Origin of the sequence: Streptomyces griseorubiginosus, assembly GCF_001514195.1 — a bacterium.
In the GTDB taxonomy this organism is placed as follows: Bacteria; Actinomycetota; Actinomycetes; order Streptomycetales; family Streptomycetaceae; genus Streptomyces; species Streptomyces griseorubiginosus.
This window is the reverse complement of the sequence record NZ_KQ948746.1, coordinates 206864-228764: the sequence shown is the minus strand read 5'-3', so window position 1 is coordinate 228764 and position 21901 is coordinate 206864. Positions and strand designations below refer to the sequence as shown.

At 71.4% G+C, this 21901-nt stretch carries 21 protein-coding genes and 1 tRNA gene; 11 read left to right on the top strand and 11 right to left on the bottom strand.

Translation table 11 applies throughout. The features are described 5' to 3' along the window. Nucleotides 1–115 precede the first annotated feature (115 nt). Complete coding sequence (locus AQJ54_RS39090; RefSeq protein WP_062031183.1) at nt 116–1921, top strand: putative bifunctional diguanylate cyclase/phosphodiesterase; 1806 nt, start codon at nt 116–118, stop codon at nt 1919–1921. Between the two features lie 19 nt (nt 1922–1940). On the opposite strand, the gene AQJ54_RS39085 is transcribed toward AQJ54_RS39090, so the two are convergent. Beyond that, the gene (locus AQJ54_RS39085) at nt 1941–3029 is read right to left on the bottom strand and encodes an LLM class flavin-dependent oxidoreductase (RefSeq protein WP_062245853.1); all 1089 of its coding nucleotides are present in this window, start codon (nt 3027–3029) and stop codon (nt 1941–1943) included. Between the two features lie 228 nt (nt 3030–3257). Between AQJ54_RS39085 and AQJ54_RS39080 the strand changes: the two genes are divergently transcribed. Next, the gene (locus AQJ54_RS39080; protein ID WP_062031190.1) at nt 3258–3518 is read left to right on the top strand and encodes a hypothetical protein; all 261 of its coding nucleotides are present in this window, start codon (nt 3258–3260) and stop codon (nt 3516–3518) included. Nucleotides 3519–3642: 124 nt separating this feature from the next. Here AQJ54_RS39080 and AQJ54_RS39075 read toward each other — a convergent pair whose 3' ends face one another. Together AQJ54_RS39075 and AQJ54_RS39070 are read right to left on the bottom strand one after the other, a co-directional pair. Beyond that, a complete protein-coding gene (locus tag AQJ54_RS39075; RefSeq protein WP_062245851.1) occupies nt 3643–4374 on the bottom strand; it encodes a maleate cis-trans isomerase family protein in 732 nt (243 codons plus the stop codon). Beyond that, on the bottom strand, nt 4371–5195 hold the full coding sequence (locus AQJ54_RS39070) for a maleate cis-trans isomerase family protein (protein ID WP_062245848.1): 825 nt from the start codon (nt 5193–5195) through the stop codon (nt 4371–4373). Before AQJ54_RS39070 ends, AQJ54_RS39075 begins: the two co-directional genes overlap by 4 nt. Before the next feature lie 274 nt (nt 5196–5469). Here AQJ54_RS39070 and AQJ54_RS39065 point away from each other — a divergent pair, with 274 nt between their 5' ends. Beyond that, nucleotides 5470–6417 (top strand): D-2-hydroxyacid dehydrogenase, encoded by a 948-nt coding sequence (locus tag AQJ54_RS39065; protein ID WP_062245846.1) that lies wholly within the window; start codon nt 5470–5472, stop codon nt 6415–6417. Between the two features lie 22 nt (nt 6418–6439). Beyond that, on the top strand, nt 6440–7846 hold the full coding sequence (locus tag AQJ54_RS39060) for an amidase (RefSeq protein ID WP_062245845.1): 1407 nt from the start codon (nt 6440–6442) through the stop codon (nt 7844–7846). 60 nt (nt 7847–7906) lie between these two features. Here the strand turns inward: AQJ54_RS39060 and AQJ54_RS39055 are convergent, their stop codons facing one another. Next, the gene (locus AQJ54_RS39055) at nt 7907–8770 is read right to left on the bottom strand and encodes a class I SAM-dependent methyltransferase (protein WP_062245843.1); all 864 of its coding nucleotides are present in this window, start codon (nt 8768–8770) and stop codon (nt 7907–7909) included. A 129-nt stretch (nt 8771–8899) separates the two neighbouring features. After that, nucleotides 8900–9505, bottom strand: a complete 606-nt coding sequence (locus tag AQJ54_RS39050; protein ID WP_062245841.1) for a helix-turn-helix transcriptional regulator — start codon at nt 9503–9505, stop codon at nt 8900–8902. A 132-nt stretch (nt 9506–9637) separates the two neighbouring features. Between AQJ54_RS39050 and AQJ54_RS39045 the strand changes: the two genes are divergently transcribed. After that, on the top strand, nt 9638–11236 hold the full coding sequence (locus AQJ54_RS39045; protein WP_062245838.1) for an MFS transporter: 1599 nt from the start codon (nt 9638–9640) through the stop codon (nt 11234–11236). A gap of 79 nt (nt 11237–11315) precedes the next feature. Here the strand turns inward: AQJ54_RS39045 and AQJ54_RS39040 are convergent, their stop codons facing one another. Beyond that, the gene (locus tag AQJ54_RS39040) at nt 11316–11810 is read right to left on the bottom strand and encodes a DUF3830 family protein (protein ID WP_062245836.1); all 495 of its coding nucleotides are present in this window, start codon (nt 11808–11810) and stop codon (nt 11316–11318) included. A 95-nt stretch (nt 11811–11905) separates the two neighbouring features. Between AQJ54_RS39040 and ehuB the strand changes: the two genes are divergently transcribed. The 6 genes from ehuB (at nt 11906) to AQJ54_RS39010 (ending at nt 16206) form a co-directional block, all read left to right on the top strand. Further along, nucleotides 11906–12811: an ectoine/hydroxyectoine ABC transporter substrate-binding protein EhuB gene (ehuB, locus tag AQJ54_RS39035; RefSeq protein WP_062245835.1), complete on the top strand. Its 906-nt coding sequence runs from the start codon at nt 11906–11908 to the stop codon at nt 12809–12811. Next, a complete protein-coding gene (ehuC, locus tag AQJ54_RS39030; protein WP_062245832.1) occupies nt 12808–13530 on the top strand; it encodes an ectoine/hydroxyectoine ABC transporter permease subunit EhuC in 723 nt (240 codons plus the stop codon). Before ehuB ends, ehuC begins: the two co-directional genes overlap by 4 nt. After that, nucleotides 13527–14177, top strand: coding sequence for an ectoine/hydroxyectoine ABC transporter permease subunit EhuD (gene ehuD / locus AQJ54_RS39025; protein ID WP_062245829.1), 651 nt, complete (start codon nt 13527–13529; stop codon nt 14175–14177). The genes ehuC and ehuD overlap by 4 nt, the downstream gene beginning before the upstream one ends. A 10-nt stretch (nt 14178–14187) precedes the next feature. Further along, nucleotides 14188–14964: an ectoine/hydroxyectoine ABC transporter ATP-binding protein EhuA gene (gene ehuA / locus AQJ54_RS39020; RefSeq protein ID WP_020138909.1), complete on the top strand. Its 777-nt coding sequence runs from the start codon at nt 14188–14190 to the stop codon at nt 14962–14964. Nucleotides 14965–15184: 220 nt separating this feature from the next. Beyond that, on the top strand, nt 15185–15943 hold the full coding sequence (locus tag AQJ54_RS39015; protein ID WP_062245827.1) for an IclR family transcriptional regulator: 759 nt from the start codon (nt 15185–15187) through the stop codon (nt 15941–15943). Nucleotides 15944–16132: 189 nt separating this feature from the next. Beyond that, nucleotides 16133–16206, top strand: a tRNA-Lys gene (locus tag AQJ54_RS39010). Here the strand turns inward: AQJ54_RS39010 and AQJ54_RS39005 are convergent. The 5 genes from AQJ54_RS39005 to AQJ54_RS38985 all read right to left on the bottom strand — a co-directional run bounded on the left by AQJ54_RS39005 (nt 16172) and on the right by AQJ54_RS38985 (nt 21697). Continuing rightward, nucleotides 16172–17788, bottom strand: coding sequence for a long-chain-fatty-acid--CoA ligase (locus AQJ54_RS39005; RefSeq protein ID WP_079070213.1), 1617 nt, complete (start codon nt 17786–17788; stop codon nt 16172–16174). The two genes, AQJ54_RS39010 and AQJ54_RS39005, sit on opposite strands and share 35 nt — an antisense overlap. A gap of 26 nt (nt 17789–17814) precedes the next feature. After that, nucleotides 17815–18270 (bottom strand): hypothetical protein, encoded by a 456-nt coding sequence (locus AQJ54_RS39000; RefSeq protein ID WP_062031214.1) that lies wholly within the window; start codon nt 18268–18270, stop codon nt 17815–17817. A gap of 78 nt (nt 18271–18348) precedes the next feature. After that, on the bottom strand, nt 18349–18954 hold the full coding sequence (locus AQJ54_RS38995) for a lytic polysaccharide monooxygenase auxiliary activity family 9 protein (protein WP_020138913.1): 606 nt from the start codon (nt 18952–18954) through the stop codon (nt 18349–18351). 65 nt (nt 18955–19019) lie between these two features. Further along, the gene (locus AQJ54_RS38990; protein WP_062245825.1) at nt 19020–20135 is read right to left on the bottom strand and encodes an SPFH domain-containing protein; all 1116 of its coding nucleotides are present in this window, start codon (nt 20133–20135) and stop codon (nt 19020–19022) included. A 215-nt stretch (nt 20136–20350) separates the two neighbouring features. Further along, nucleotides 20351–21697, bottom strand: a complete 1347-nt coding sequence (locus AQJ54_RS38985; protein ID WP_062245823.1) for a peptidoglycan-binding protein — start codon at nt 21695–21697, stop codon at nt 20351–20353. Nucleotides 21698–21901 lie beyond the last annotated feature (204 nt).

Here is a 21901-nt window from a genome sequence, read left to right as displayed (position 1 = left end):
AGAGGGGTTGCCGGTCCGCGAGACTGGGCAATGGCTGGAAGGGCCTCAGGGCAGCCTCTATGATCGGCACACTTTCCTGCGCGGACAGCGATCGAGTGCACTGCGGGAGCTAGCGGTGAACGAAACGTCCGAAGGGCCGGCGCCCGCGGCAGACCTCGACGGGTCGACCGTAACAGAGAGTGACATCACAACAGCTACCCGTACCGGGCCGCCGTCGCACCGTGCGGCCTTCGCCGCCGCGCCGCTGGCCATGGCGGTGGTGGACCGCGACGGCACGGTCGTCGACGCCAACCCCGCCTTCGGCGAGCTGCTCGGGGCCGTACCGGGAGAGTTGACCGGGGCCCTGGCCGCCGACCTGGTGGACCTCGCCTCGGACGCGCGCACCTGGCACTCCTACCGCGAGGTGCTGCGCGGACGGCAGGCGAAGCTGCGCTGCAAGCGGCGGCTGAAGCACCCCGACGGGCACTCCATGTGGGCGCAGATCACCATCACGCCCCTGGCCGACGGTGCGCCGGGCGTGCTGCTGTCCGTCGCCGACATCACCGCCCGGCGTGAACTCCAGGCCCGGCTGCGGCACTTGCAGATGCACGACCCGGTGACCCGGCTGGCCAACCGCACCCTGTTCTTCGAGCGGCTGACGGCCGCGCTGGAGCCGGAGTCGTACCAGCAGGGCGGCACCGGCCGGATCGGGCTGTGCTACCTGGACCTCGACGGGTTCCAGGCCGTCAACGACACCCTCGGCCACCGGGTCGGCGACCGGCTGCTGGCCGCCGTCGCCGAGCGGCTCACGCGTTGCGCGAACGAGGCCGGGCAGGGCCGGGCGACCGCTCCCCTGGTGGCCCGCCTGGGCGGCGACGAGTTCGCGCTGCTGGTCGAGGACTCCACCGGCACCGAGCAGCTCGCCGACCTCGCCGAGGCGCTGCTGAAGGCGATCCAGGCGCCCTTCGACGTCTCCGGGCACCGGATGTCGGTCTCGGCGTCGATCGGCGTGGTCGAGCGGCAGGCCGAGGGCACCTCCGCGACCGGGCTGATGCAGGCCGCCGACACCACCCTGTACTGGGCCAAGGCGGACGGCCGGGACCGCTGGACGCTCTTCGACCCGGAGCGCAACGCCCACCGCATGACCCGCCAGGCGCTGGCCTCCACGCTCCGTCCGGCCATCGAGCGCGGTGAGTTCCAGCTGGAGTACCAGCCGCTGGTGGGCATGGAGGACGGGCGGCTGCGCGGGGTGGAGGCGCTGGTGCGCTGGAACCACCCGCAGTTCGGGATGCTGACGCCGAATCGGTTCATCGCACTGGCCGAGGAGGACGGCTCGATCGTCCCGCTGGGCCGCTGGATCCTCGCCACCGCCTGTCGCCAGGCCCGGCAGTGGCAGCTGGACCACCCCGACGAGCCGCCGATCTTCGTCAGCGTCAACGTGGCGGTCCGCCAGGTGTGGGACTCCGACCTGGTCGCGGACGTGGCGCAGACCCTTGCCGAGACCGGCCTCGCCCCGCACCTGCTCCAGATCGAACTCACCGAGTCCGCGGTCATGGGCTCGGCGGGCCGCCCGCTCCAGGCCCTCCAGGCGCTGAGCGACATGGGCGTCGGCATCGCCATCGACGACTTCGGCACCGGCTACTCCAACCTCGCCTACCTCAGCCGCCTTCCGGTCTCCGTTCTGAAGCTGGACGGCTCCTTCGTTCGCGGCTTCCAGTACGAGGGCGAGGGCGTCCCGCCGAACCCGGCCGACGAGGTCGTCGTCGAGGCGATGATCCAGCTGGCCCACCGCCTCGGCCTCACCGTCACCGCGGAGTGCGTCGAGACCTCGGCCCAGGCCACCCGGCTGCGCCGCATCGGCTGCGACACCGGCCAGGGCTGGCTGTACTCGCGGCCGGTGTCGCCGGATCGTATCTCCGGGCTGATGGGCGCCCAGGTCTGAGGGCCCCGCCGGCCGACGGTCAGGCCGTCGGCAACCCGTAGGCGTCGGCGACGAGTTCGTACGAGCGCAGGCGTACGTCGCCGCTGTGGGCGTTGCCCGTGAGCATCAGCTCGTCGGCGCCGGTGCGCTTGTGGAGGTCGTCGAGGCCGGCGCGGACCTCGTCGGCGGTGCCGTGGATGACGTTGGCGTTCCAGGAGTTCGCGAACTCCTCCTCCATGGGGCTGAACTCGTAGGCCTCCGCCTCCTCCGGGGTGGGGACCAGGCCGGGGCGGCCGGTGCGCAGCCGGATCATGTTGAGGGCGGCGGCGCGGACCTGGCGGCGGGCCTCGCGCTCGTCGTCGGTGGCGAGGGCGGAGACGCCGATGAGGGCGTACGGCTCGTCGAGGACCGCGGAGGGCCGGAAGGACTCGCGGTACAGGTCCAGGGCCGGGATGGTGTTCTGGGCCGAGAAGTGGTGCGCGAAGGCGAAGGGCAGCCCGAGGGAGCCGGCCAGGCGGGCGCTGAAGCCGGAGGAGCCCAGCAGCCAGATCGGGGGGCGGTGCGGGGACTGGACGCCGCCGGGCGAGGTCGCCTGGACCGGGCCGGGCACCGCGTGGATACGGCGGTAGGGGTGGCCGTCGGGGAAGTCGTCGTCCAGGAAGCGGGTGAGCTCCATGAGCTGCTCGGGGAAGTCGTCGGCGCCCTCGTGCAGGCGGTCGGTGCGGCGCAGGGCGGCGGCGGTGGCGCCGTCGGTGCCCGGGGCGCGGCCGAGGCCCAGGTCGACCCGGCCGGGGGCCATCGCCTCCAGCGTGCCGAACTGCTCCGCGATGACCAGCGGGGCGTGGTTGGGCAGCATCACACCGCCCGAGCCGAGCCGGATGCGGGTGGTGTGGGCGGCGAGGTGGGCGAGGATCACCGCGGGGGACGAGGACGCCACGCCGGGCATGGAGTGGTGCTCGGCGACCCAGTAGCGGTGGAAGCCGCGGGACTCCGCGAGCCGGGCGATGGCGACGCTGGTGCGCAGGGCGTCGCCGGCCGTGCGGCCGGCTCCGACGGTGACCAGGTCCAGGACCGAGAGGGGTACGGGGGCGGTGCCCTCGGCAGTACCTCGGATCTCGTCTTCCGCCACGGTGGGGTGCCTCCTGCTCGTGAGCCGTGCGCTGTCGTCAGCCGTGCGCTGTCGTCGTGGCGGCAACAGGAGACTGTCCCCGGTTATTCCCGGACGCGGCCCGTCCCCGGCCACCGTCCCCTCGTCCACGGAGCCGCTGCCTCCGCATCCCGTCAGGTGCCCGGCCGCTTGCCGCAGGGGCTCCCGGGTACCCAGAGCGCACCACCTCACTGACCGGAGGGATCGCCCATGACGAGGGAGAGCACTTCACGGGATGGCGAGATCGGGCCGCTGGAGCCCGGGACCCGGCAGGAGGCCCAGCTGTCCGTCCGTATCGCCGACATCGCCTGGACCGCGCTGAGCGTGGTGGCCGGCCTGTGGGTCGTGCTGGCCTCCGTCGACGCGGTGCGGGGCAGCGGCTCGTGGGCCTACTGCGCCGCCGCCCTGATCATGCTGGCCATCGGCCTGACGATGCGGCTGCGCTCGGTGCGCCGCCGGACCCGGATGTGACGGGAGCCGGAGCCCGGCCGCCCCCGGGGGGCGGCCAGTGCCCTCGGCCGGTGGCTCACGCCTGGACGGCCGGTGCTCCCCGCCGACCGCCCGCACCCGGACGGCCGGTACTCCCCGCCGGTCGCTACGCCTGGACGAGTGGTTCCTTGGTGAACAGCGTTCCCAGGGACGGCGCGTTGACCCTGCGGTCGGTCAGGCGGAGCGCCTCCCAGACGGTGACCTGGTTCGCGGTGAGGACCGGCTTGCCGAGTTCCTTCTCCAGGGCCGGGATGTGGGTGGCGGTGTGCAGGGCCGTGTCCGGGAGCAGGACCGCCTCCGCGTCCGGTGAGTCGGCCTCCCGGGCCAGCGCGAAGACCTCCTCCTCGCCCCACGTGCCGACCTCGGCCGCGGTGACGATCCCGGCGCCGCGGACCTGGAGGACCTCGATCCCGCCGGCCCGCAGGAACTCGGCGAACAGTCCGGCCACGTCGTCCGGGTAGGTCGCCGCGACCGCCACCCGCCCGGCGCCGATCTCCTGCGCCGCGTGCACGAAGGCGAAGGAGGTCGAGGAGGCGGCCATGCCGGCGGCGTGGGCCAGGGTGCGGACCTGCTCGTGGGCGCCCTCCCAGCCGTACACGAAACTGCCGCTGGTGCAGGCCCAGACGACGGACTCGGCGCCCGACAGGCGCAGTTGCTCGACGCCCGCGGCGAGTCGCCCGGCCGAGCCCATCTCCAGGAGGGCGTCCACGCGGTGGGCGTCGGTGCCGATGTCGGTGTGGACGACGTCCAGGCGGATGTCGCTGCCCAGGAGCTGTTCGATGCGCGGATAGTCGTCCTCCGCGGCGTGGCCCGGGTAGAGGAATCCGAGAGCGGTCATGTCCAGCCTTCCTGCTGCTGTTCTCCGTCCGGCAGTCCCCGGACGTCCGGCAGACCCGGGATCTCCGGGCGCGCGGGGCCGCTCCTGGCCGCCGGATCGATCAGCGCCTGGTACGGTCCCACGGCTCGGGTACCCAGTCGGCGCAACGCCGCCCACATGGTCACCTGGTTGGCTGAGATCACCGGTATGCGCAGTTCCGCCTCCAGTTGGGGGATGACGTCGTAGGTCGCCAGGTTGGTGCAGCTGATGAACAGGGCCTGCGCGTCGGGCCGTACGGCCTTGTGGGCCATCTCGGACACCTCGCGGTAGGGCACCTTCCAGATGTGCCGGGTCAGGCCCATGTAGGCGCACCCGGCGACGGAGACGCCCGCCTCGGCGACGTACTCCTCGAGCGCCCGGGTCACGGACACGGTGTACGGCGTCACCAGGGCGACCCGGGTCACGCCGAGCTCGGCGAGGGCGTCCAGGAGGGCGCCGGAGGTGGTCAGGGAGGGCACCGCGCCGGCCCTGGTCATGGCCGCGCACATGGCCCGCTCCCCCGCGATCCCGCCGACGAAGCTGCCGGAGGTGCAAGCGTAGGCGACCACCTCGGGGGCGATGGCGTGGAGCGTGCGCACGGCGTCGTGCAGCGTCTCGTGCTCGCTGACCAGCCGGGCCAGGTCGAGGCTGACCTCGACGGGGACGTACGGGGTGCGGGTCAGATGGAGCGAGACCTCCTCGGGGACCCAGCGCCACAGTTCGCGATCCAGCGCGAAGTCGAAGGGGGCGACGACACCGACACCGCGCTGCGGGCGCGGACCACCGAGAAAGGAGACGTCCATGGCGATGACCGGCCTCACGCTGAGAGACGGGGGGACAGCGGAACGTGCGCAACGCCCGTGTTGACGAAGGTAGGTTCGGGTGCGAGCGTGGTCAATCCGCCCATGTCACGCTCACGTCACACCTGACCCACCCCCGGTGTTTCCGCCCACGTCAGACGCTCGGCCGCGCCGCGGAAACCGGCGGAAAAAGGTCGGCCGGCCCTGATGAACGTGCAGAAACCGCCCGTGCGGCCCTCCCGGAACCCGCGCGGCGCCCCGCAGAAACGGTGCCTCGATGTCCGTGCCCACCCTTCTCGTCCTCGACGACGACCCCCTTCCGCGCCTCGGCAGGCTCACCGGCCGGGCCCGTGTCGAGCATGCGGACGCGACCACGCTCGCCGAGCGGCTGCCGTCGGCCGATGTGCTGCTGGTCTGGGACTTCACCTCGACCGCGGTGCGTGACGCGTGGCCGGGCGAGGGCCCGCGGCCGCGCTGGGTGCACACGGCGAGCGCGGGCGTGGACCACCTGATGTGCCCCGAACTCGCCGACTCCGACACGGTGGTGACCAACGCGCGCGGGGTCTTCGACCAGCCGATCGCCGAGTACGTGGCCGCGCTGGTCCTGACGATGGCCAAGGACCTGCCCCGGACCCTCGAGTTGCAGCGCGAGGGCGTGTGGCGGCACCGGGAGTCGCAGCGGGTGGCGGGCACGCGCGCGTGCGTGGTCGGTTCCGGGCCCATCGGCCGGGCGATCGTCGCCGCCCTCAAGGCACTCGGCATCACCACCGCGCTGGTGGGCCGCCGTTCCCGCACCGGGATCCACGGCCCCGACGACCTCGGCCGGCTGATGGCCCGCGCGGACTGGGTGATCGCGGCCGCCCCGCTCACGGACGAGACCCGGGGCATGTTCGACGCCCGCCGCTTCGGGATGATGCAGCCCTCCGCGCGGTTCATCAACATCGGCCGGGGCCAACTGGTCGTGGAGCAGGCCCTGGTGGAGGCGCTCACCAAGCGGTGGATCGCGGGGGCGGCCCTCGACGTCTTCGAGACCGAACCGCTGCCGCCGGACAGCCCGTTGTGGCACGTCCCCGGTCTGATCGTGTCCCCGCACATGAGCGGCGACACCGTCGGCTGGCGGGACGAACTCTCCGCGCAGTTCGTGGAGATGTACGAGCGCTGGGAGGCGGGCAGATCTCTCACGAACGTGGTCGACAAGCAGCGCGGGTACGTGCCAGGGCACTGAACGCCGAGCGGAGGGGCAGCACATGCAGGACCTCACCGGACTGACCGCCGTACAACTCGTCGAGGGGTACCGCAAGGGGGAGTTCAGCCCCGTCGAGGCGACCCGGGCGGCGCTCGACCGGGCCGCGGGGATCCAGCCGGAGGTGAACGCCTTCGTGCGCCTGACGTGGGAGGAGGCCCTCGCGCAGGCGGGGGCGTCGGCGGACCGCTGGCGGCGCGGGGAGCCGTCGGGCGCGCTGGACGGCGTACCGGTCACGGTGAAGGACATCCTGCTGATGCGCGGGACACCGACGCTCAAGGGCTCCAGGACCGTCGCGGAGCACGGTCGGTGGGACGAGGACGCGCCGTCGGTGGCCCGGCTGCGGGAGAGCGGCGCGGTGTTCCTCGGCAAGACCACGACACCGGAGTTCGGCTGGAAGGGCGTAACGGACTCACCGCTGTCGGGCGTGACCCGCAATCCCTACGACCCGACGCGCACCGCGGGCGGCTCCAGCGGGGGCGCCGCGGCGGCCGTGGCGCTCGGCGCGGGGCCGCTCGCGCTCGGCACGGACGGCGGCGGCAGTGTCCGGATCCCGGCCGCGTTCTGCGGGATCTTCGCCCTGAAGCCGACGTACGGCCGGGTGCCGCTGTACCCGGCGAGCGCCTTCGGAACCCTCGCCCATGTGGGCCCGATGACCCGGGACGCCGCCGACGCGGCCCTGCTGCTCGACGTGATCGGGGTGCCGGACTCCCGCGACTGGTCGGCGCTCGGTCCCGCGGCGGGCTCGTTCTCCGCGGCCCTGCGGGGCGGGGTGCGGGGGCTGAGGGTCGCGTACTCGCCGTCCCTGGGCGGCCAGGTGGCGGTCCAGCCCGCTGTCGCCGCGGCGGTACGGCGGGCCGTGGAGCGGCTGGCCGGACTCGGCGCGTACGTCACCGAGGCGGACCCCGACTTCGCCGACCCGGTGGACGCCTTCCACACCCTGTGGTTCAGCGGGGCGGCCCGGGTGACCCAGCATCTGGGGCCGCACCAGCGGGAGTTGCTGGACCCCGGGCTGCGGGAGATCCGCGCACGGGGCGGGCGGACGAGCGCGCTCGACTACCTCGCCGCGGTGGACGTCCGCATGGAACTCGGCCGCCGCATGGGCCGTTTCCACGACTCCTACGACCTCCTCGTCACCCCGACCCTTCCCCTCACCGCGTTCGAGGCGGGCACCGAGGTCCCGAAGGGCTCGGGCCACCAGCGCTGGACCGGCTGGACCCCGTTCACCTACCCCTTCAACATGACCCAGCAGCCGGCGGCGAGCGTCCCCGTCGGCACGGACGCCGACGGCCTCCCGGTGGGCCTCCAGATCGTCGCGGCCCGACACCGGGACGATTTGGTGCTGCGCGCGGCGCACGCGCTGTACGAGGCGGGGGCGGCGGGCGTCCCGGCGAGTCGGGGCGGGCGCTAGAGGAGTAGTTCCCCAGCGGGGTGTGGTTGCGGCCCGGCGGGCAACCGGGCAGCCCAGGGGTCAGGTGCGGCGGGCGGCCCAGACGGTGCGCTCGGTGCGGACGGCGAGGTCGTCGCGGTGCAGGACGCTGTGCGGGCTGGTGGGGTCCAGGAGTTCGTCGAGGGCGGCGAGGTCCTCGGGGCTGAGTGCAGGTGCGGCGGAGCCGCGGATGCGTTGCAGGCCGGCGTGGGCGTAGCGGCCGACGGCCTCGCTGCCGTTGCCCTTGATGTCGACGGTTACCGTGCGCTCGTCCTCGACGGCGAACCCGGCGGCGGTCAGCATCGGCCCCCAGTCGGCGCCGCGGTGCGGGACGTGTTGGGCGTGGAAGCCGTCGGCCGCGCTGTGGGCTCGCTCCTCGAGTCCCGGTCGGCTTTCCGGGGCGTCGGCGGGGAGGAAGCGGGGGAAGCCGTCCAGCTCGACGACAGCGAACAGCCCGCCCGGCGCGAGGAGTCCGTGGACGCTGCGCAGCGCGCGGTCGGGGTGGGCCATGTGGTGCATCGACGCGGAGGCCCACACCAGGTCAGGTGTGCCGAGGTCGGGCCAGTGACCGCTGTCGAGGTCGGCCTGCACGGTGCGCACCCGGTCCGGGACGCCGCGGGCGCGGGCCCTGACCCGCAGGACCTCCAGGTGGTCGGCGGAGGCGTCGACCGCGGTGACGTGGGCTTCGGGGAAGCGTTCGAGAAGCGCGAAGGTGCCCGCGCCAGTGCCGCAGCCCAGGTCCACGATCCGGCGCGGCTCGGCCTTCAGTGGCAACCAGGCGGCGATGGATGCGAGGTGCTCGGCGAGGACCTCGGCGTCCAGGTCGAGGATCTCCGCCTGCCCGTGGCCGTGCCCGCCGGGCCGGCCGCTGCGGCCGTGGGAAGGGTGCTGGTGCGTCTTGGTCATGGCGCCAACGTAAGACGGTCATGCGTAACAAGCACGACTGCCTGCGATATACGCAAGAAGATGGCCCGGCGCGCTGCCCGCCGCGCAAGATCGCACCCTCGCACGGACGGGCGACACGGCCGGGAGCCACTACACGGAGGACCCCTGCGCGCCGACACCGTCGCCGCTGCCGCCGGTGTCGCGTTGGTGGCCGCGGCGGGCGTCGCGGTCGAAGATGCCCATGATCTCGCACGGACCGCCCTCGGCCCCGATCGCGTGCGGCATCATCGTGGGGAACTCGGCGGCCTGGTTGGTCTCGATGCGCAGTCGGCGGTGGCCGAGCATGAGGACGGCCGTACCGGAGAGCACGACGAGCCATTCGCGACCGGGGTGGGCGCGCATGCGGGCGGCACTGTCGGGCGGCGGTTCGGTCATGCGCTGACGCACGACGCTGAGGCCGGGGTCGCCCTTCACGGGCCAGCGCATCAGGCCATGGGCGCCGTCGATCATCGGGCTGATGACGACGTCGTCAGCAGCGTTCTCCACGAGCTGGTCCAGGGTGGTGTCCAGGGCGCGGGCGAGGGTGACGAGCTGGTCCAGGGCGAGGCGGCGCTGTCCGTTCTCGATGCGGCTCAGTGAGGACTGACTGAGGTTCGCGCGAGCCGCCAGGTCTTCCAGGGACCATCCCTGAGCGACGCGCAGCGCGCGGATCCGCTTGCGTACGAGGCTGTCCAGCGCTCCATCTTCTTGCGTCATAAGCAACATGGTATGCCCTTTCCGCAATGCGGGCTTAGCGTCGCATACGACCGCGCCCAGCGGTCCGCTCATCCCCCATCAACCGGCGTGCGTCGGCGCGCTGATCCCCCATGCCCTTTTTGAGAGGAAACCGTGAGTAGCAACCAGCCTCCCCGGACGAAGGCCCTACCAGTCGACGGCGGGCGGACGCCGGATGCGCGTGAGCTGCGCGCCATCCTGATCACCGTCTCGATCGCACTGATGGCCGTCATCGCGTCGGTGTCCGGCCTGAACGTCGCCCAGACCCACCTGGCCGTCGAGTGGGGCGCCTCGCAGACCACTGTCCTGTGGATCATCAATGTCTACACGCTTGCCCTCGCCGCCCTGCTGCTGCCGCTCGGCGCCATCGGTGACCGATGGGGCCGCAAGCCCATGCTGATCACCGGACTGGTCGTCTTCGGCGCGGCCGGCGTCGTCGCCGGGTTCGCCCCGTCGGCCGCGGTGATGATCGGCGCCCGCGTGGCCGCGGGCGTCAGCGCCGCGATGATCATGCCGATCACGCTGGCCGTGATCACCTCCACGTTCCCCGAGGAGGAGCGGGGCAAGGCCATCGGCGTGTGGACCGGCGTCGCCGGAGGCGGTGGCATCCTCGGCATGTTCCTCTCCGCACTCCTCGTGGACGTCGCGAACTGGCGGTGGCTGTTCGTGCTGCCCGTGGCACTGGCCGCCGTCGCGCTGGCGATGACCCTGAAGTCGGTGCCCGACTCCCGCGAACGCTCCACCCATTCCTTCGACACCATCGGCGCATCGGTGTCCACCATCGCCGTGATCGGCATCGTCTTCGTCCTGCAGGAAGGCCCCGAGCGCGGCTGGACCGACCCCGTCCTGCTGATCAGCCTGGGCGTGGGCGTCGCCGCCGCCATCGCCTTCGTAGCCTGGGAGTTGCACCGCGGCGACGCATCACTGCTGGACGTACGCCTCTTCCGCGAGCGCGGCCTGGCCGGCGGCTCTCTCACGCTGCTCGTCGTCTTTGGCGTCCAGGCCGGCATCGCCGTCGTCCTCTTCCCGTTCTTCCAGGCCGTGCTGGGCTGGTCGGGCCTGCTGTCCACCGTGGCGATGATGCCCATGGCCATCATGATGATGACGGCCTCCGGCCTCGCCCCCAAGATGGCCGCCAGGATCGGCGCCCGCTCCACCATGACCGTGGGCATCGCCCTGTCCACCCTCGGCCTCGCGCTGATGGCGCTGTTCGTCTCCGTCGACGGCGGCTACCTGTCCGTCCTCGCCGGCATGCTCACCATGGGCATCGGTATGGGCCTGTCCATGACACCCTCCACGGAGGCCGTCACCAGTTCCTTGCCCCGCGCCAAGCAAGGTGTGGCCTCCGCCCTCAACGACGTCACCCGCGAACTGGGCACCGCCCTGGGCGTCGCGATGCTCGGCGCGCTGTTGGCCAACGGCTACCACAGGGCCATCGACGACGAACTCGGCAGCATCCCCCACAAGGCCGCGGACACCGCACGCGAGGGCATCGCCAACGCCGTCGAGGTGGCCCCGAGCACCGGCAGCCATGCCCAGGACCTGATCCGCGCTGCGCAGCAGTCCTTCGTCGACGGCTGGCAGCAGGCCATGTGGGCGGGCGTCGCCGTCATGGGCGTGCTGCTCGTTTACGTCGCCCTTCGCGGGCCGAAGGGCTCAGACCCCGCCCTCACGGACGAGACGAAGACCACGGAGACCATTGCCGTTCGATGACGTCATCGCGGGAGAAGCGACGCGAGGGCGAGTCGCCACTGGAGTCGGTACGACCACTGCCCCCATCGGAACTCCTCGTCTAGGCGCGGCTGAAGCGGAGGGACTCGCCGAGGGCGCCTGCGCGCCAGAGGTCGTTGCAGGCCTCGGCGAGGGCGTCGAGGCCCTCGGTCACCTGGCCCCACACGGTGCCCGGCACCCAGCCCACGTCCCCGTTCAGGAGCAGGTTGTTGCGCTCGTAGAAGAGGGCGAGGTCGACGACGGTCGTGTCCGGGCGGACCTCCCGGTCGTAGCCGTGGGACGGCGTCCCGAGCTGGGTGCCCGCGAAGGAGAAATAGCAGAGATCTCCGGGAATGGGGGTGACTGTCGGGTTTTCCAGGGGTGGTTCGTTTTCCGCGAACGGCGCGAAGAGCGCGTAGATCTCGTTGCGCGCGTACTTCGCGTGATAGACGTCACCGGCGAGTGGAAGGGCACTCCATACGGCCGCGCAGGTGAGCGGTGCCCGGTCGTCGAGGAGCTTTGCCGTCGCGGTGATCCCGCGCTTGACCAGCGAGACTTCGATGTAACGGTCAGCCATGCACTCCATGGTCCCCCGCCGGTCAAGAGGGCCTCGACGAAAAAGGGCTCGAATAAATCCGCATAGGTCGCATCCGGTCGGGTAGCCGCGCCGCCATGGCTCCACCACTGGAACATGGCGCACACATATCAGGAACCACCCGCCGATCGCTGCTCGCGGGGGTGGCGGCGCTCGGCACGCTGGGCGCCGCAGGCTGCTCGCGCGTGGCCACCGCCTCGACCGAGGGCGGCGGCGAGCTGCTCGACCGGCTGCGGGCGACCGGTGTCGTACGGCTGGGAATCGCGGGTGAGATCCCCTTCGGTTACATCGACAAGAACGGCGAACTGACCGGCGAGGCACCCGAACTCGCGCGGGTCGTCTTCAAGCGGCTCGGCGTCGAAAAGGTGCAGCCGGTGCCCACCGAGTTCGGCTCGCTCATTCCCGGCCTGAATTCGCAGCAGTTCGATGTCGTGGCGGCCGGCATGTATGTCACCCCGGAACGCTGCGAACAGGTGATCTTCGCGGATCCCGACTATCAGATGCTCGATTCCTTCATCGTGCGCAAGGGAAATCCCAAAGGTCTTCACAACTACCAGGACGTCGTCGAGAAGAAGGCGAAGTTCGCCACCGGCACCGGATACGCGGAGATCCAGTACGCCGTCGAGGCGGGCTACAAGGAGAGCGACATCCTGATCGTGCCGGACCAGGTCGCGGGACTGAACGCGGTGGAGGCCGGACGCGTCGACGTGTTCGCCGGGACCGCGCTGACGACCCGTGAGGTGGTGAAGAAGTCGGCCAAGGCGGAGGCGACGAAGGCCTTCACCCCGACCGTGGGCGGCAAGCCGCACGTCGACGGGGGCGCCTTCGCGTTCCGCCGCACCGAGACGAACCTGCGGGACGCCTTCAACGTCGAGCTGCGGAAGCTGAAGAAGAGCGGCGAACTGTTCCGGATCCTCCAGCCCTTCGGGTTCACGAAGGCCGAGATGACGGACCTGACCGCGAAGGAGCTCTGCGGCGGATGACCTCCGGACTCTGGGAACTGGTACTCAAGGGCGTCTGGACGACCGTCCAGCTGCTGGTGTTCAGCTCGCTGCTGGCCGCCGCCGTGTCCTTCGTGGTCGGTGTCCTGCGCACTCACCGGCTGTGGATCGTCCGCTTCCTCGCGGGCTTCTACACCGAGGTGTTCCGCGGGACCTCAGCGCTGGTCATGATCTTCTGGGTGTTCTTCGTGCTGCCCCCGGCCTTCGGCTGGCAGCTCGTGCCCATGTGGGCGGGCACCCTCGCACTCGGCCTGACCTACGGGGCGTACGGCTCCGAGATCGTGCGCGGGGCGCTCAAGGCGGTCGACCCGGCCCAGCAGGAGGGCGGGATCGCGCTGAGCTTCACGCCCTGGCAGCGGCTGCGGCTGATCCTGCTGCCGCAGGCGGTGCCGGAGATGATCCCGCCGTTCTCCAACCTGCTGGTCGAACTGCTCAAGGGCACCGCGCTGGTGTCCGTGATGGGCATGGGCGACCTGGCCTTCAGCGGCAACCTGGTGCGGCTCGCGCTCCAGGAGAGCGCCGGGATCTACACGTATCTGCTGCTCATCTACTTCGTGATCGCCTTCGCGCTCACGCGCCTGATGCGGGGCCTGGAGAAGAAGCTGAAGGCGGGGGTCGGCAAGGCGCCCCGACCCGGTCTTGACACCGACGCCGAGCTGAAGCGTGCCCAGACGACGGGCGTAGGAGGTCGTGTCGCATGACGTGGGACTGGAGTGCCGTGAGCGACTTCATGCCGCAGTTCTGGGACGGTCTGCTGGTCACCCTTCAGGCCCTCGCGCTCGGCTCGCTGATCTCCTTCGTACTGGGCCTGGTGTGGGCGCTGCTGATGCGCGCGCCCTCGCGGTTCGTGCGCTGGCCGGTCGGGGTGGTCACGGAGTTCGTGCGCAACACCCCGCTGCTGGTCCAGCTGTTCTTCCTCTTCTACGTGCTGCCCGAGTGGGGCGTGACCCTCTCCGCGCTGACCACCGGGGTCATCGGGATCGGGCTGCACTACTCGACGTACACGATGCAGGTCTACCGGGCCGGTATCGAGGCGGTGCCCGCCGGCCAGTGGGAGGCGGCGACGGCACTGAACCTGCCGAGGATCAGGACCTGGCAGGTGGTGATCCTGCCCCAGGCGATCCGCCGGGTCGTACCGGCCCTCGGCAACTACGTGATCTCGATGCTCAAGGACACCCCGATGCTGATGGTGATCACGGTGCTGGAGATGCTCGGCGAGGCGCGGCTGTTCGCGCAGGAGCACTTCCAGTTCACCGAGCCGCTGACCGTGATCGGCGTGGCCTTCATCGTCATCTCCTATCTGGCCTCCCTTCTCCTGCGATCCCTGGAGCGACGTCTTGTCCGCTGACACTCCCCTGATGAAAGAGCCCGACGCCCACACCAACCCGCCGGTGGACGGCAGCGAGCTGATCCGCTTCGAGGACGTCACCAAGCGCTTCGGATCCAACACCGTCCTGGACCGGCTGAACTTCTCGGTCGACTCCGGCAAGCACGTGACGCTGATCGGCCCCTCCGGCTCCGGCAAGACCACGATCCTGCGGATGCTGATGACCCTGACCAAGCCCGACGAGGGGACGGTCAGCGTCGACGGGGAGAAGCTGTTCCCGGCGCCGGAGAAGCAGCTGCGCGAGGTGCGCAAGAAGATCGGGATGGTCTTCCAGCAGTTCAACCTGTTCCCGAACATGTCGGTGCTCAGGAACATCACCGAGGCGCCCGTCACCGTCCTCGGCATGTCCAAGGACGAGGCGGAGGCGCGCGCGCGTGAGCTGCTCGACCTGGTGGGGCTCGCCGACAAGGCCGGCGCCCGGCCGACCCAGCTGTCCGGCGGGCAGCAGCAGCGGGTGGCGATCGCGCGGGCGCTGGCCATGCGGCCGCGGGTGCTGCTGCTCGACGAGGTGACCTCGGCGCTGGACCCGGAGCTGGTGGCCGGTGTCCTCGACGTGCTGCGGGACATCGCCCGCACCACCGACATCACGATGCTCTGCGTGACCCACGAGATGGGCTTCGCCCGGGACATCTCCGACCAGGTCCTGATGTTCGACGCGGGCCGGATCATCGAGTCGGGGCCGCCGGAGAAGATGTTCAGCGAGCCCGAGCAGGACCGGACCCGGGAATTTCTCAGCGCGGTTCTCTGACGACGGGAAGTGAACAAAGTTCAACCTGCGAGGTCCCGGACCCGGGTCATACCTCTGGCATATGCCAGCGTGCCAGCGCCCCTGCTGAGAGGCCCGACCCGGGGACGGAATCTCGTCAACAGCCGCTCACTACAAGCCTTTTGCCGGTTATCGTGGAGGGGATCGCTGTCTGGATTACGGCCCAGTAGTAGTGCGACCGAGCGAGCGCAGGGGGAACACCGTGGCGCTGAAGCACGAACCGACCGCGCCGTACCACTCGGCCCAGGACGCGCTGCGCGTCCTGGAGACCGTGGCACGGCACACCGCCGGAGTCACCGACGCAGAACTCGCCCGCACGACCGGCCTGGACCCGGAGCGACTGACCACGCTCCTGAGGATGCTGCGCCGTGAGGGGTACGTCGAGCAGGTGGCCGACGGCGCCTATATGACCGGGGACGCCCTGACCAGGCTGAGCTCGGTCCACCACCGCGACGAGGCCCTGCGCGCCAAGCTCCAGCGCACCCTCGACGAGCTGCGCGACACCATCGGCGCGGCCGTGTACATCAGCCGGTACGTCGACGGTGAGATCTCCGTCGAACAGTACGCCGACGGGCCCGCGACCCCGGCGGTCAACGAGTGGGTGGACTTCCGCTCCTCCGCGCACGCGACGGCGGTGGGCAAGAGCCTGCTGAGTCAGCTCGACCACAACGGCCGGCGGGACCATCTGTCCCGGCACCGGATGACCCGGCTCACGTCCCGCACGATCACCAGCGACAAGCTGCTCCTGTCCCGTCTGGAGACCCAGCCGCCGACGGTTCCCCACCTCGACCTCCAGGAGTACGCGGTGGGCACGGTCTGCGCGGCGGTGCCGATCACGGCGGGGTCGATGGTGGGATGCCTCGCGCTGTCGCTGCCGGTCGAACAGGCGCATCGCCTGCGGCGGGCCACGGAGCGGTTGAATCGGGGGGCGGCACCGGTTCTGCTTTCGCTGGCGATCTAGGAGCGGCGCGGGAGGTCGTCGGTCGACTGCGGGCCGGTGGGGGCTGGTCGCGCCCACGCGGCGGAGCCGCAGATCGATACAGCCCCGCGCCCCTGAGTGGGTCCACCCTGGGTTGGTCAGAAGCACCCCCTCCGACCGGGTAGTATTTTCTCTGTCGCCAGCCGCCGAGAGGCGGACGGCGAGAGTCATGCGCCGCTAGCTCAGTTGGTTAGAGCAGCTGACTCTTAATCAGCGGGTCCGGGGTTCGAGTCCCTGGCGGCGCACCGGTGAAGGGCCTTTCGTGGGAGCGAAGGGCCCTTCGGCGTTTTCCCTGGTCCAGATGGGGTCCGTGCAGTTCAGGCCCTCCTTTCTGAGCTGGGCTCGGTTGATCTTGTTGGTGGCTGTGACCGGCATGTGGTCCACGACCCGCACGTACCGTGGGGCCATCTTCGTGCCGAGGTCCGGCTGGGCCGCCAGGAAGGCCGCGAAGGCGACGGGGTCGAAGGTTCCGGCGATCGTCGCCATCACCTGGTCCCCGGTCACCGGATCCGGCACCGCGTACACGGCGACGGCCTCCGCCCCCTCGTACCGCGCGAGGATGTTCTCGATCATCGCGGCGGCGAGGTTCTCACTGTCGACGCGGAGCCTGTCGTCGGTGCGGCCCGCGAAGTAGAGGTAGCCGTCGGCGTCCCGGTAGAACAGGTCGCCGGTCCAGTACCAGCCGTCCCGGCGGCGCTCGGCATCCGCCTCGGGGTTGCGCCAGTACCCCTCGAACGGGTTCGGCGCCCTGTTCACCAGCTCCCCTATCGCCTCGTCCCCGTTCAGCAGCCGCCCCGCCGCGTCGAAGCGCGCCGGCGGTCGCTCCCGGCCCGTCTCCTGATCCAGTACGACGAGCCCGGGCCCCGCCCGACCGACCGCGCCCCGAGGCGTCCCCGGCGCCCACTGGATCGCCGCGCCGCCCTCGGAGGAGCCGTACCCCTCCACCAGCCGCACCCCGAACCGCCGCTCGAAGGCAGCCGCGTCCACCGCCCCCGCCTCGGTGCCGAAGCCGAGCCGCAGCGGGTTGTCCCGGTCGTCCTCGCGGGGCTCGGTGGCGAGGACGTACTGGATCGCCCGGCCGACATAGGTGAAGTACGTCGCCCGGTACGCGCGCACGTCCGCCAGGAACCCCGACGCCGAGAACCGCCGCCGGAGCGCGACCCCGGCACCGGTCGCCAGCGCGGGCGCCCAGTCGGCGATCACCGCGTTGCCGTGGAACATCGGCATGCAGACGTAGTGCACCCCGTCGGGGCCGAGCCGGAACTGGTCGGCCAGGGACCGCCCGGCGGCGGCCAGCCGGCCCTGGGAGCAGAGCGCGGCCTTGGGGGCGCCGGTGGAGCCGGAGGTGAAGTAGAGGAGGAGCCGGTCCTCGGGGGCGGCACGAGAGGCGTCCGGTTCGGCACCGGCGTAGGGCGCGAGCAGGCTGTCGTACTCCTCGGAGCCGGTCACCAGGAGACGGACGCCGGGCAGGTCGAGGCCGCGCAGCAATGGGAGTTGGGCGGGTTCGGTGATCAGCAGGCGGCACTCGGTGTGCAGGATGTCGCGGGCGAGTTCGGGGCCCCGGCGGGTGGGGTTGATGCCGGCGACGGCGGCCCGGGCGAGGGCGGCCGCGCTCAACCACATCGGGTATTCAGGGGTGTTGTCGAGCAGGACGCCGATGTGGGCGCCGGGCCCCGGCAGCAGGTCGGCGAGGAGGGCCGCCCGTGCGGCGGCTCCGGCCGCCACCTCGTGGTGGGTGAACTCCCGCCCCTCGAACCACAGTCCGGGCCGGTGGTCCCCCCACCGTCCGACGACGAGCTCCGCGACCGTACGCCTCCTGGAGTCCATGAGGGCGCACGGTAGTTGACGGAGCGTCAGATGTGGAGGGTCGAGTTCATCTCGGTGAAGGTGACCATGAAGCCGACGCAGAACGCCACGATCACACCGAGGAAGGCCAGAGTGCCGAAGGCTGCTGCCGCCTGCCGGGCGGGGCGGGGTGCCTGAGCCGTGGCCACCACGTTCTCGCCCTCCGCGTAGTGCACGGTCACGAAGTCGCCCTCCAGGCGGGTCGCCGGGCCGTTCTCCTCCTCGAAGCGGACGGTGCGGCCGTCGCGGGCCGTGAACTCGTATACATGGTGGACGGTGGTGCGCACCGAGGTGTCGTTGCCGCCGCCGTGCACCGTGGTGAACATCCTGAGGCAGCGCGCCTCGGCCGTCAGCCCGCTGTTCCACGCCCTGCGCATCCGGAGCGAGCCCTGCACCACGCGGTAGGCGGCGAAGAGGGCCCCGGTCATGATGAGGCCGGGAATGAGGTAGAAGAAGGCGTCCATGGCACATCCCCCGAGGTCAGGTACTGCTCGTGTGGGGGAACCTACCCCGGGGGAAGCCTGGACTGTCTCAAGCGATGCTCAGAACGTGACGTCCGAGCAGGCGTAGAACGCGTTGGTCGTGTCGGCGATCGTCCACACCGCGACGATCACGTGCCGTCCGCTGAGCCCGGACGGCAGGGTGCCGCTGTGCGAGAGGGTGGAGGGGGGTCGCTGGCCGTTGTAGGGGACGGTCAGGAACGGGGTGAGGTTGAGATCGGAGCGGGCGAGGTTGTGGTTCTGGTTCCAGCCCGCCTTGGTGACGTAGTACTTGAAGTCGGTCGTGGCGTGCATGGCGGTGAACTGCCAGCGGAACGTGTAGCTCTGCCCGCCCGTGACCCTGGTCGCCGGCCAGGCGGCGCCCGACGGGGTCCTCGGTGCGCTGAGCTGGCTGAAGCGGCTGACGCCGCCGTTGCAGATCTGGCCGTCGGCCGGTCCGCCGGCCGGGAAGCCCTTGGGGCCCTCGACGCTCTGCGGCTCCCACTGGATGTCGCCGCAGTTCGTCACCGTGCCGTTCTGGCAGAGCTTCTGCCTGCTGATGGGGAGGTCGGTGTAGCCGTGGCCGCTGGCACCCCCGGTGGAGAGGACGAGGGTGCCGGCGGTGGTGAGGCCGAGCGCGGTGGCGTACCACTTGGTCCTTCTGCGCATGCTGCTGCTCCTGGGAACGTGGGGAAGTTCGACGAGCTTGCAGGTCTAGACCAAGTAGCAGAGTATTACCGTGTGTTGACCGTGTCCATACACCCCGAGGAGAACGCGACCGTCAGGTCCTTCACGAGCGCCTTGCGTTCGTAGTCGTCCAGTTCGACCAGGCCCCGCATGGTCAGCCGGGTCACCGTGTCCTCCACCGAGTCCACGACCGACGTCAGCACGGTCGCCCGGTTCTGGGCGTCGAGGGCGGCGATCCGGCGGCGGTGCATCGCGGCGGCGACCTCCGGGGCGTACTCGATGCGCAGCGGCTGCACCGAGAACACCTGCACGCCGACCGGCGCGGTCTCCGCGGCCACCAGCCGGGTCAGCGCCTCCCCCGCCGCGTCGGCCGAACCGCGTCCCGAGCCCGGCGCCTCCACCGGGATCCGGGCGAGCGCGGCCTCGACGCACTCGCGCAGATAGGTCTCGTGGTCGTCGACACCCAGCGTGGCCCGCGCGGTGTCCCGCACCCGCCACACCACGAGGACCACGACCCTGAGCCCGACCCCGCTCGCGTCGGCCGCCGCCATCGGCTCGCTGCGCCAGTGCCGCAGCCGTACGTCGACCCGGCGGCGCAGCAGCAGCGGGTTGACCCACATCAGCCCGGTGCGCCGGACGGTCCCCCGGTAGCGGCCGAACAGCCCGAGCACCCAGGCCCGTCCGGTCCGGCCCCGGGCCAGCCCGCCGAAGCCGAAGAGCCCGAGGGCACCGGCGCCCGCGTAGACGGCCCACTGCACCGGGCCGAGGACCGCGTGCGCGTACGACGGCAGCCGCAGCGCCTCCAGCGCGAGCGGCGGTACGACGCCCGCCCACCACGAGGTGACCGCGCACCCGGCCAGGCCGCAGACACCGGCGAGGACGCCCGCCGCGCCCGGCAGCACCCGCGCGGGACGCTCGGCCAGCTCGGGGTCGACATCGGGCGCGGAGCGCGGGGCGGCCTGGGCGGTCCTGCGCAGGCGGGGCTGCTCGCCGGTGCCCTGTCTGCGGGCCACCACGGCGGGCTTGAGGGGGACCGACACCGGGTCCGGGTCGTCGCGGAACAGCAGGTGGACCGGGATCTCGGTGGTCACCTCGTTCTGGATGAGCCGGGCGGGCCGGGACGGTCCCTCGGACTCGGGGGTGTGTGAAGTGGTCGTACTCATGAGTGCCTCCAGCCTCCGCGCCAGATGCGTCACAACAGGGGGACGGACGGGTGATACGGGCGATACGGGTGATTGCCGACCGTGCAGGGATGAGCCGGTGCTTGCGAGAACAGCCGGGGCCCAAGAGAAGAGCCGAGCCTTACGAGAACGGCCGGGGCCTGCGAGAAGACCCGGGCCTCACGAGAACAGCAGGGGCCTACGAGAAGACCCGGGCCTCACGAGAACAGCCGGCGCCAGGTCTCCGGACCCGGGTAGCCGTCGGCCGCGCCGCCGCGCCAGCCCTGGGCGCGCTGGAAGGCCTCCACTCCTCGCCGGTCCGGCTCGCCCCAGCGCGGTCCCGGGCCGGTCGTGTAGTACTTGCCGAACCCTTTCTTCACCAGCTGGCGGCCGAGCTGGGTGACGTACTTGTTGGTGGCGCCGGGCCGGAACATCGCGCGGCCCGGATAGCCGGGGACACCGTGCGAGGAGGGTGCGGGCGGCCCCGCGGCCCCCGTCTCGCCCTTCGCCGCGATGTCCTTGCCGCCGCCGGTCACCAGCAGGGTCCAGGTCTGGGCACCCGGCAGCCCGTCCGCGTCCCCGCCCCGCCAGCCCTGCGCCTGCTGGAAGGCCTGGGTGGCCCTGCGGTCCGCGTCCGACCAGCGGGGGCCGGGGCCGGAGGTGTAGAAGCTCCCGGCACCGCGCGCCACGAGCATGCGGCCGAGCTGGGTGACGTACTTGTTGTTGGCCCCGGGACCGAAGTACGCGGCGCCGGGGTAGGGCGTGGCGTCCGGGCTCTGCGGCTTGGCGGGGTCCGGGTTGGTGCCGTCCGGAGTGGCGCCGCCGTCCGGCTCGGTGCCCGGGGTGCCGGCCGCCAGGCCCTTGTACCGGTAGGCGACGTACCGGTCGGAGTTGCTCCAGTAGGCGTAGGGGGTGGCCTGCTTGCGGGCGTAGGGGCGGGTCTCCTCGTAGGCGAGGTAGTAGGTGTGCGTGTAGTCGGTCCAGCCGCCGAAGATGACGACGTGGGAGCCGTTCTCGGGGTTGGACGGGTTGTGGAAGAGCAGGATGTCGCCGGGCTGGAGGTCGTCCTTGGCGATCCGGACGCCGTACTGGGCGAGGCTGCCGGTCCATTCGTTGCGCGGCAGGCTCCAGGCCATGGAGACGAAGCCGGAGCAGTCCTGGCGGTAACCGTCGCCCCAGTACTCGGACATGCTGTACGGCACCCGGGCGGCGACCCACTGCTTGGCCCGCCGGATGATGTCGGCGCGGGTGGTGGTGGGTGTCCCCATGGGGGCGGGTTTGGCGCCGGGGCCGTGCAGGGGGGCCTTGTCGCCCTGGGGGGTGTCGGGCTCGTCGGCCCTGGGGGCGCCGGGGCGGACGGGGGCCTGGGGGGCGGCGACGGCGGGGGCCGCGTGCAGGGCGCCGAAGGCGGTGGCGGCGGTGGCGGCCGTGGCGGCGAGGATCACGGTTCGGGCGGCGGCGGGGTGTCCGCCGGCCGGGCGGGGCAGGACGCGGCGCCAGTGGACGCATCCGGGGCAGTCGCAGTCGTTCTCGGGATCGATCTCCTCGAACACCGGAGTCTCCATGCGACGCCCCTCACCCTGAAGGTCGAAATGTCCGCAACTGTGCACGTTCGCCAGTTTCTCAACTGTCGCCCGGACACGCATGCTGACGGTCCGAATGATGTACGCCCCCTCCCGCGCCCCGGTCCGCAGCACCCTCCGGCATCCGGTAGAGTCATGCAGGTCAGCAGGCGCCGCTAGCTCAGTTGGTTAGAGCAGCTGACTCTT

Coding starts and splice junctions, on each gene's coding strand:
- AQJ54_RS39080 (WP_062031190.1), top strand. CDS start 3,258: ATGACGAGGGAGAGCACTTCACGGGATGGCGAGATCGGGCCGCTGGAG.
- AQJ54_RS39075 (WP_062245851.1), bottom strand. CDS start 4,374: ATGACCGCTCTCGGATTCCTCTACCCGGGCCACGCCGCGGAGGACGAC.
- AQJ54_RS39070 (WP_062245848.1), bottom strand. CDS start 5,195: ATGGACGTCTCCTTTCTCGGTGGTCCGCGCCCGCAGCGCGGTGTCGGT.
- AQJ54_RS39065 (WP_062245846.1), top strand. CDS start 5,470: ATGTCCGTGCCCACCCTTCTCGTCCTCGACGACGACCCCCTTCCGCGC.
- AQJ54_RS39060 (WP_062245845.1), top strand. CDS start 6,440: ATGCAGGACCTCACCGGACTGACCGCCGTACAACTCGTCGAGGGGTAC.
- AQJ54_RS39055 (WP_062245843.1), bottom strand. CDS start 8,770: ATGACCAAGACGCACCAGCACCCTTCCCACGGCCGCAGCGGCCGGCCC.
- AQJ54_RS39050 (WP_062245841.1), bottom strand. CDS start 9,505: ATGACGCAAGAAGATGGAGCGCTGGACAGCCTCGTACGCAAGCGGATC.
- AQJ54_RS39040 (WP_062245836.1), bottom strand. CDS start 11,810: ATGGCTGACCGTTACATCGAAGTCTCGCTGGTCAAGCGCGGGATCACC.
- ehuB (WP_062245835.1), top strand. CDS start 11,906: ATGGCTCCACCACTGGAACATGGCGCACACATATCAGGAACCACCCGC.
- ehuC (WP_062245832.1), top strand. CDS start 12,808: ATGACCTCCGGACTCTGGGAACTGGTACTCAAGGGCGTCTGGACGACC.
- ehuD (WP_062245829.1), top strand. CDS start 13,527: ATGACGTGGGACTGGAGTGCCGTGAGCGACTTCATGCCGCAGTTCTGG.
- ehuA (WP_020138909.1), top strand. CDS start 14,188: ATGAAAGAGCCCGACGCCCACACCAACCCGCCGGTGGACGGCAGCGAG.
- AQJ54_RS39005 (WP_079070213.1), bottom strand. CDS start 17,788: ATGGACTCCAGGAGGCGTACGGTCGCGGAGCTCGTCGTCGGACGGTGG.
- AQJ54_RS39000 (WP_062031214.1), bottom strand. CDS start 18,270: ATGGACGCCTTCTTCTACCTCATTCCCGGCCTCATCATGACCGGGGCC.
- AQJ54_RS38995 (WP_020138913.1), bottom strand. CDS start 18,954: ATGCGCAGAAGGACCAAGTGGTACGCCACCGCGCTCGGCCTCACCACC.
- AQJ54_RS38990 (WP_062245825.1), bottom strand. CDS start 20,135: ATGAGTACGACCACTTCACACACCCCCGAGTCCGAGGGACCGTCCCGG.
- AQJ54_RS38985 (WP_062245823.1), bottom strand. CDS start 21,697: ATGGAGACTCCGGTGTTCGAGGAGATCGATCCCGAGAACGACTGCGAC.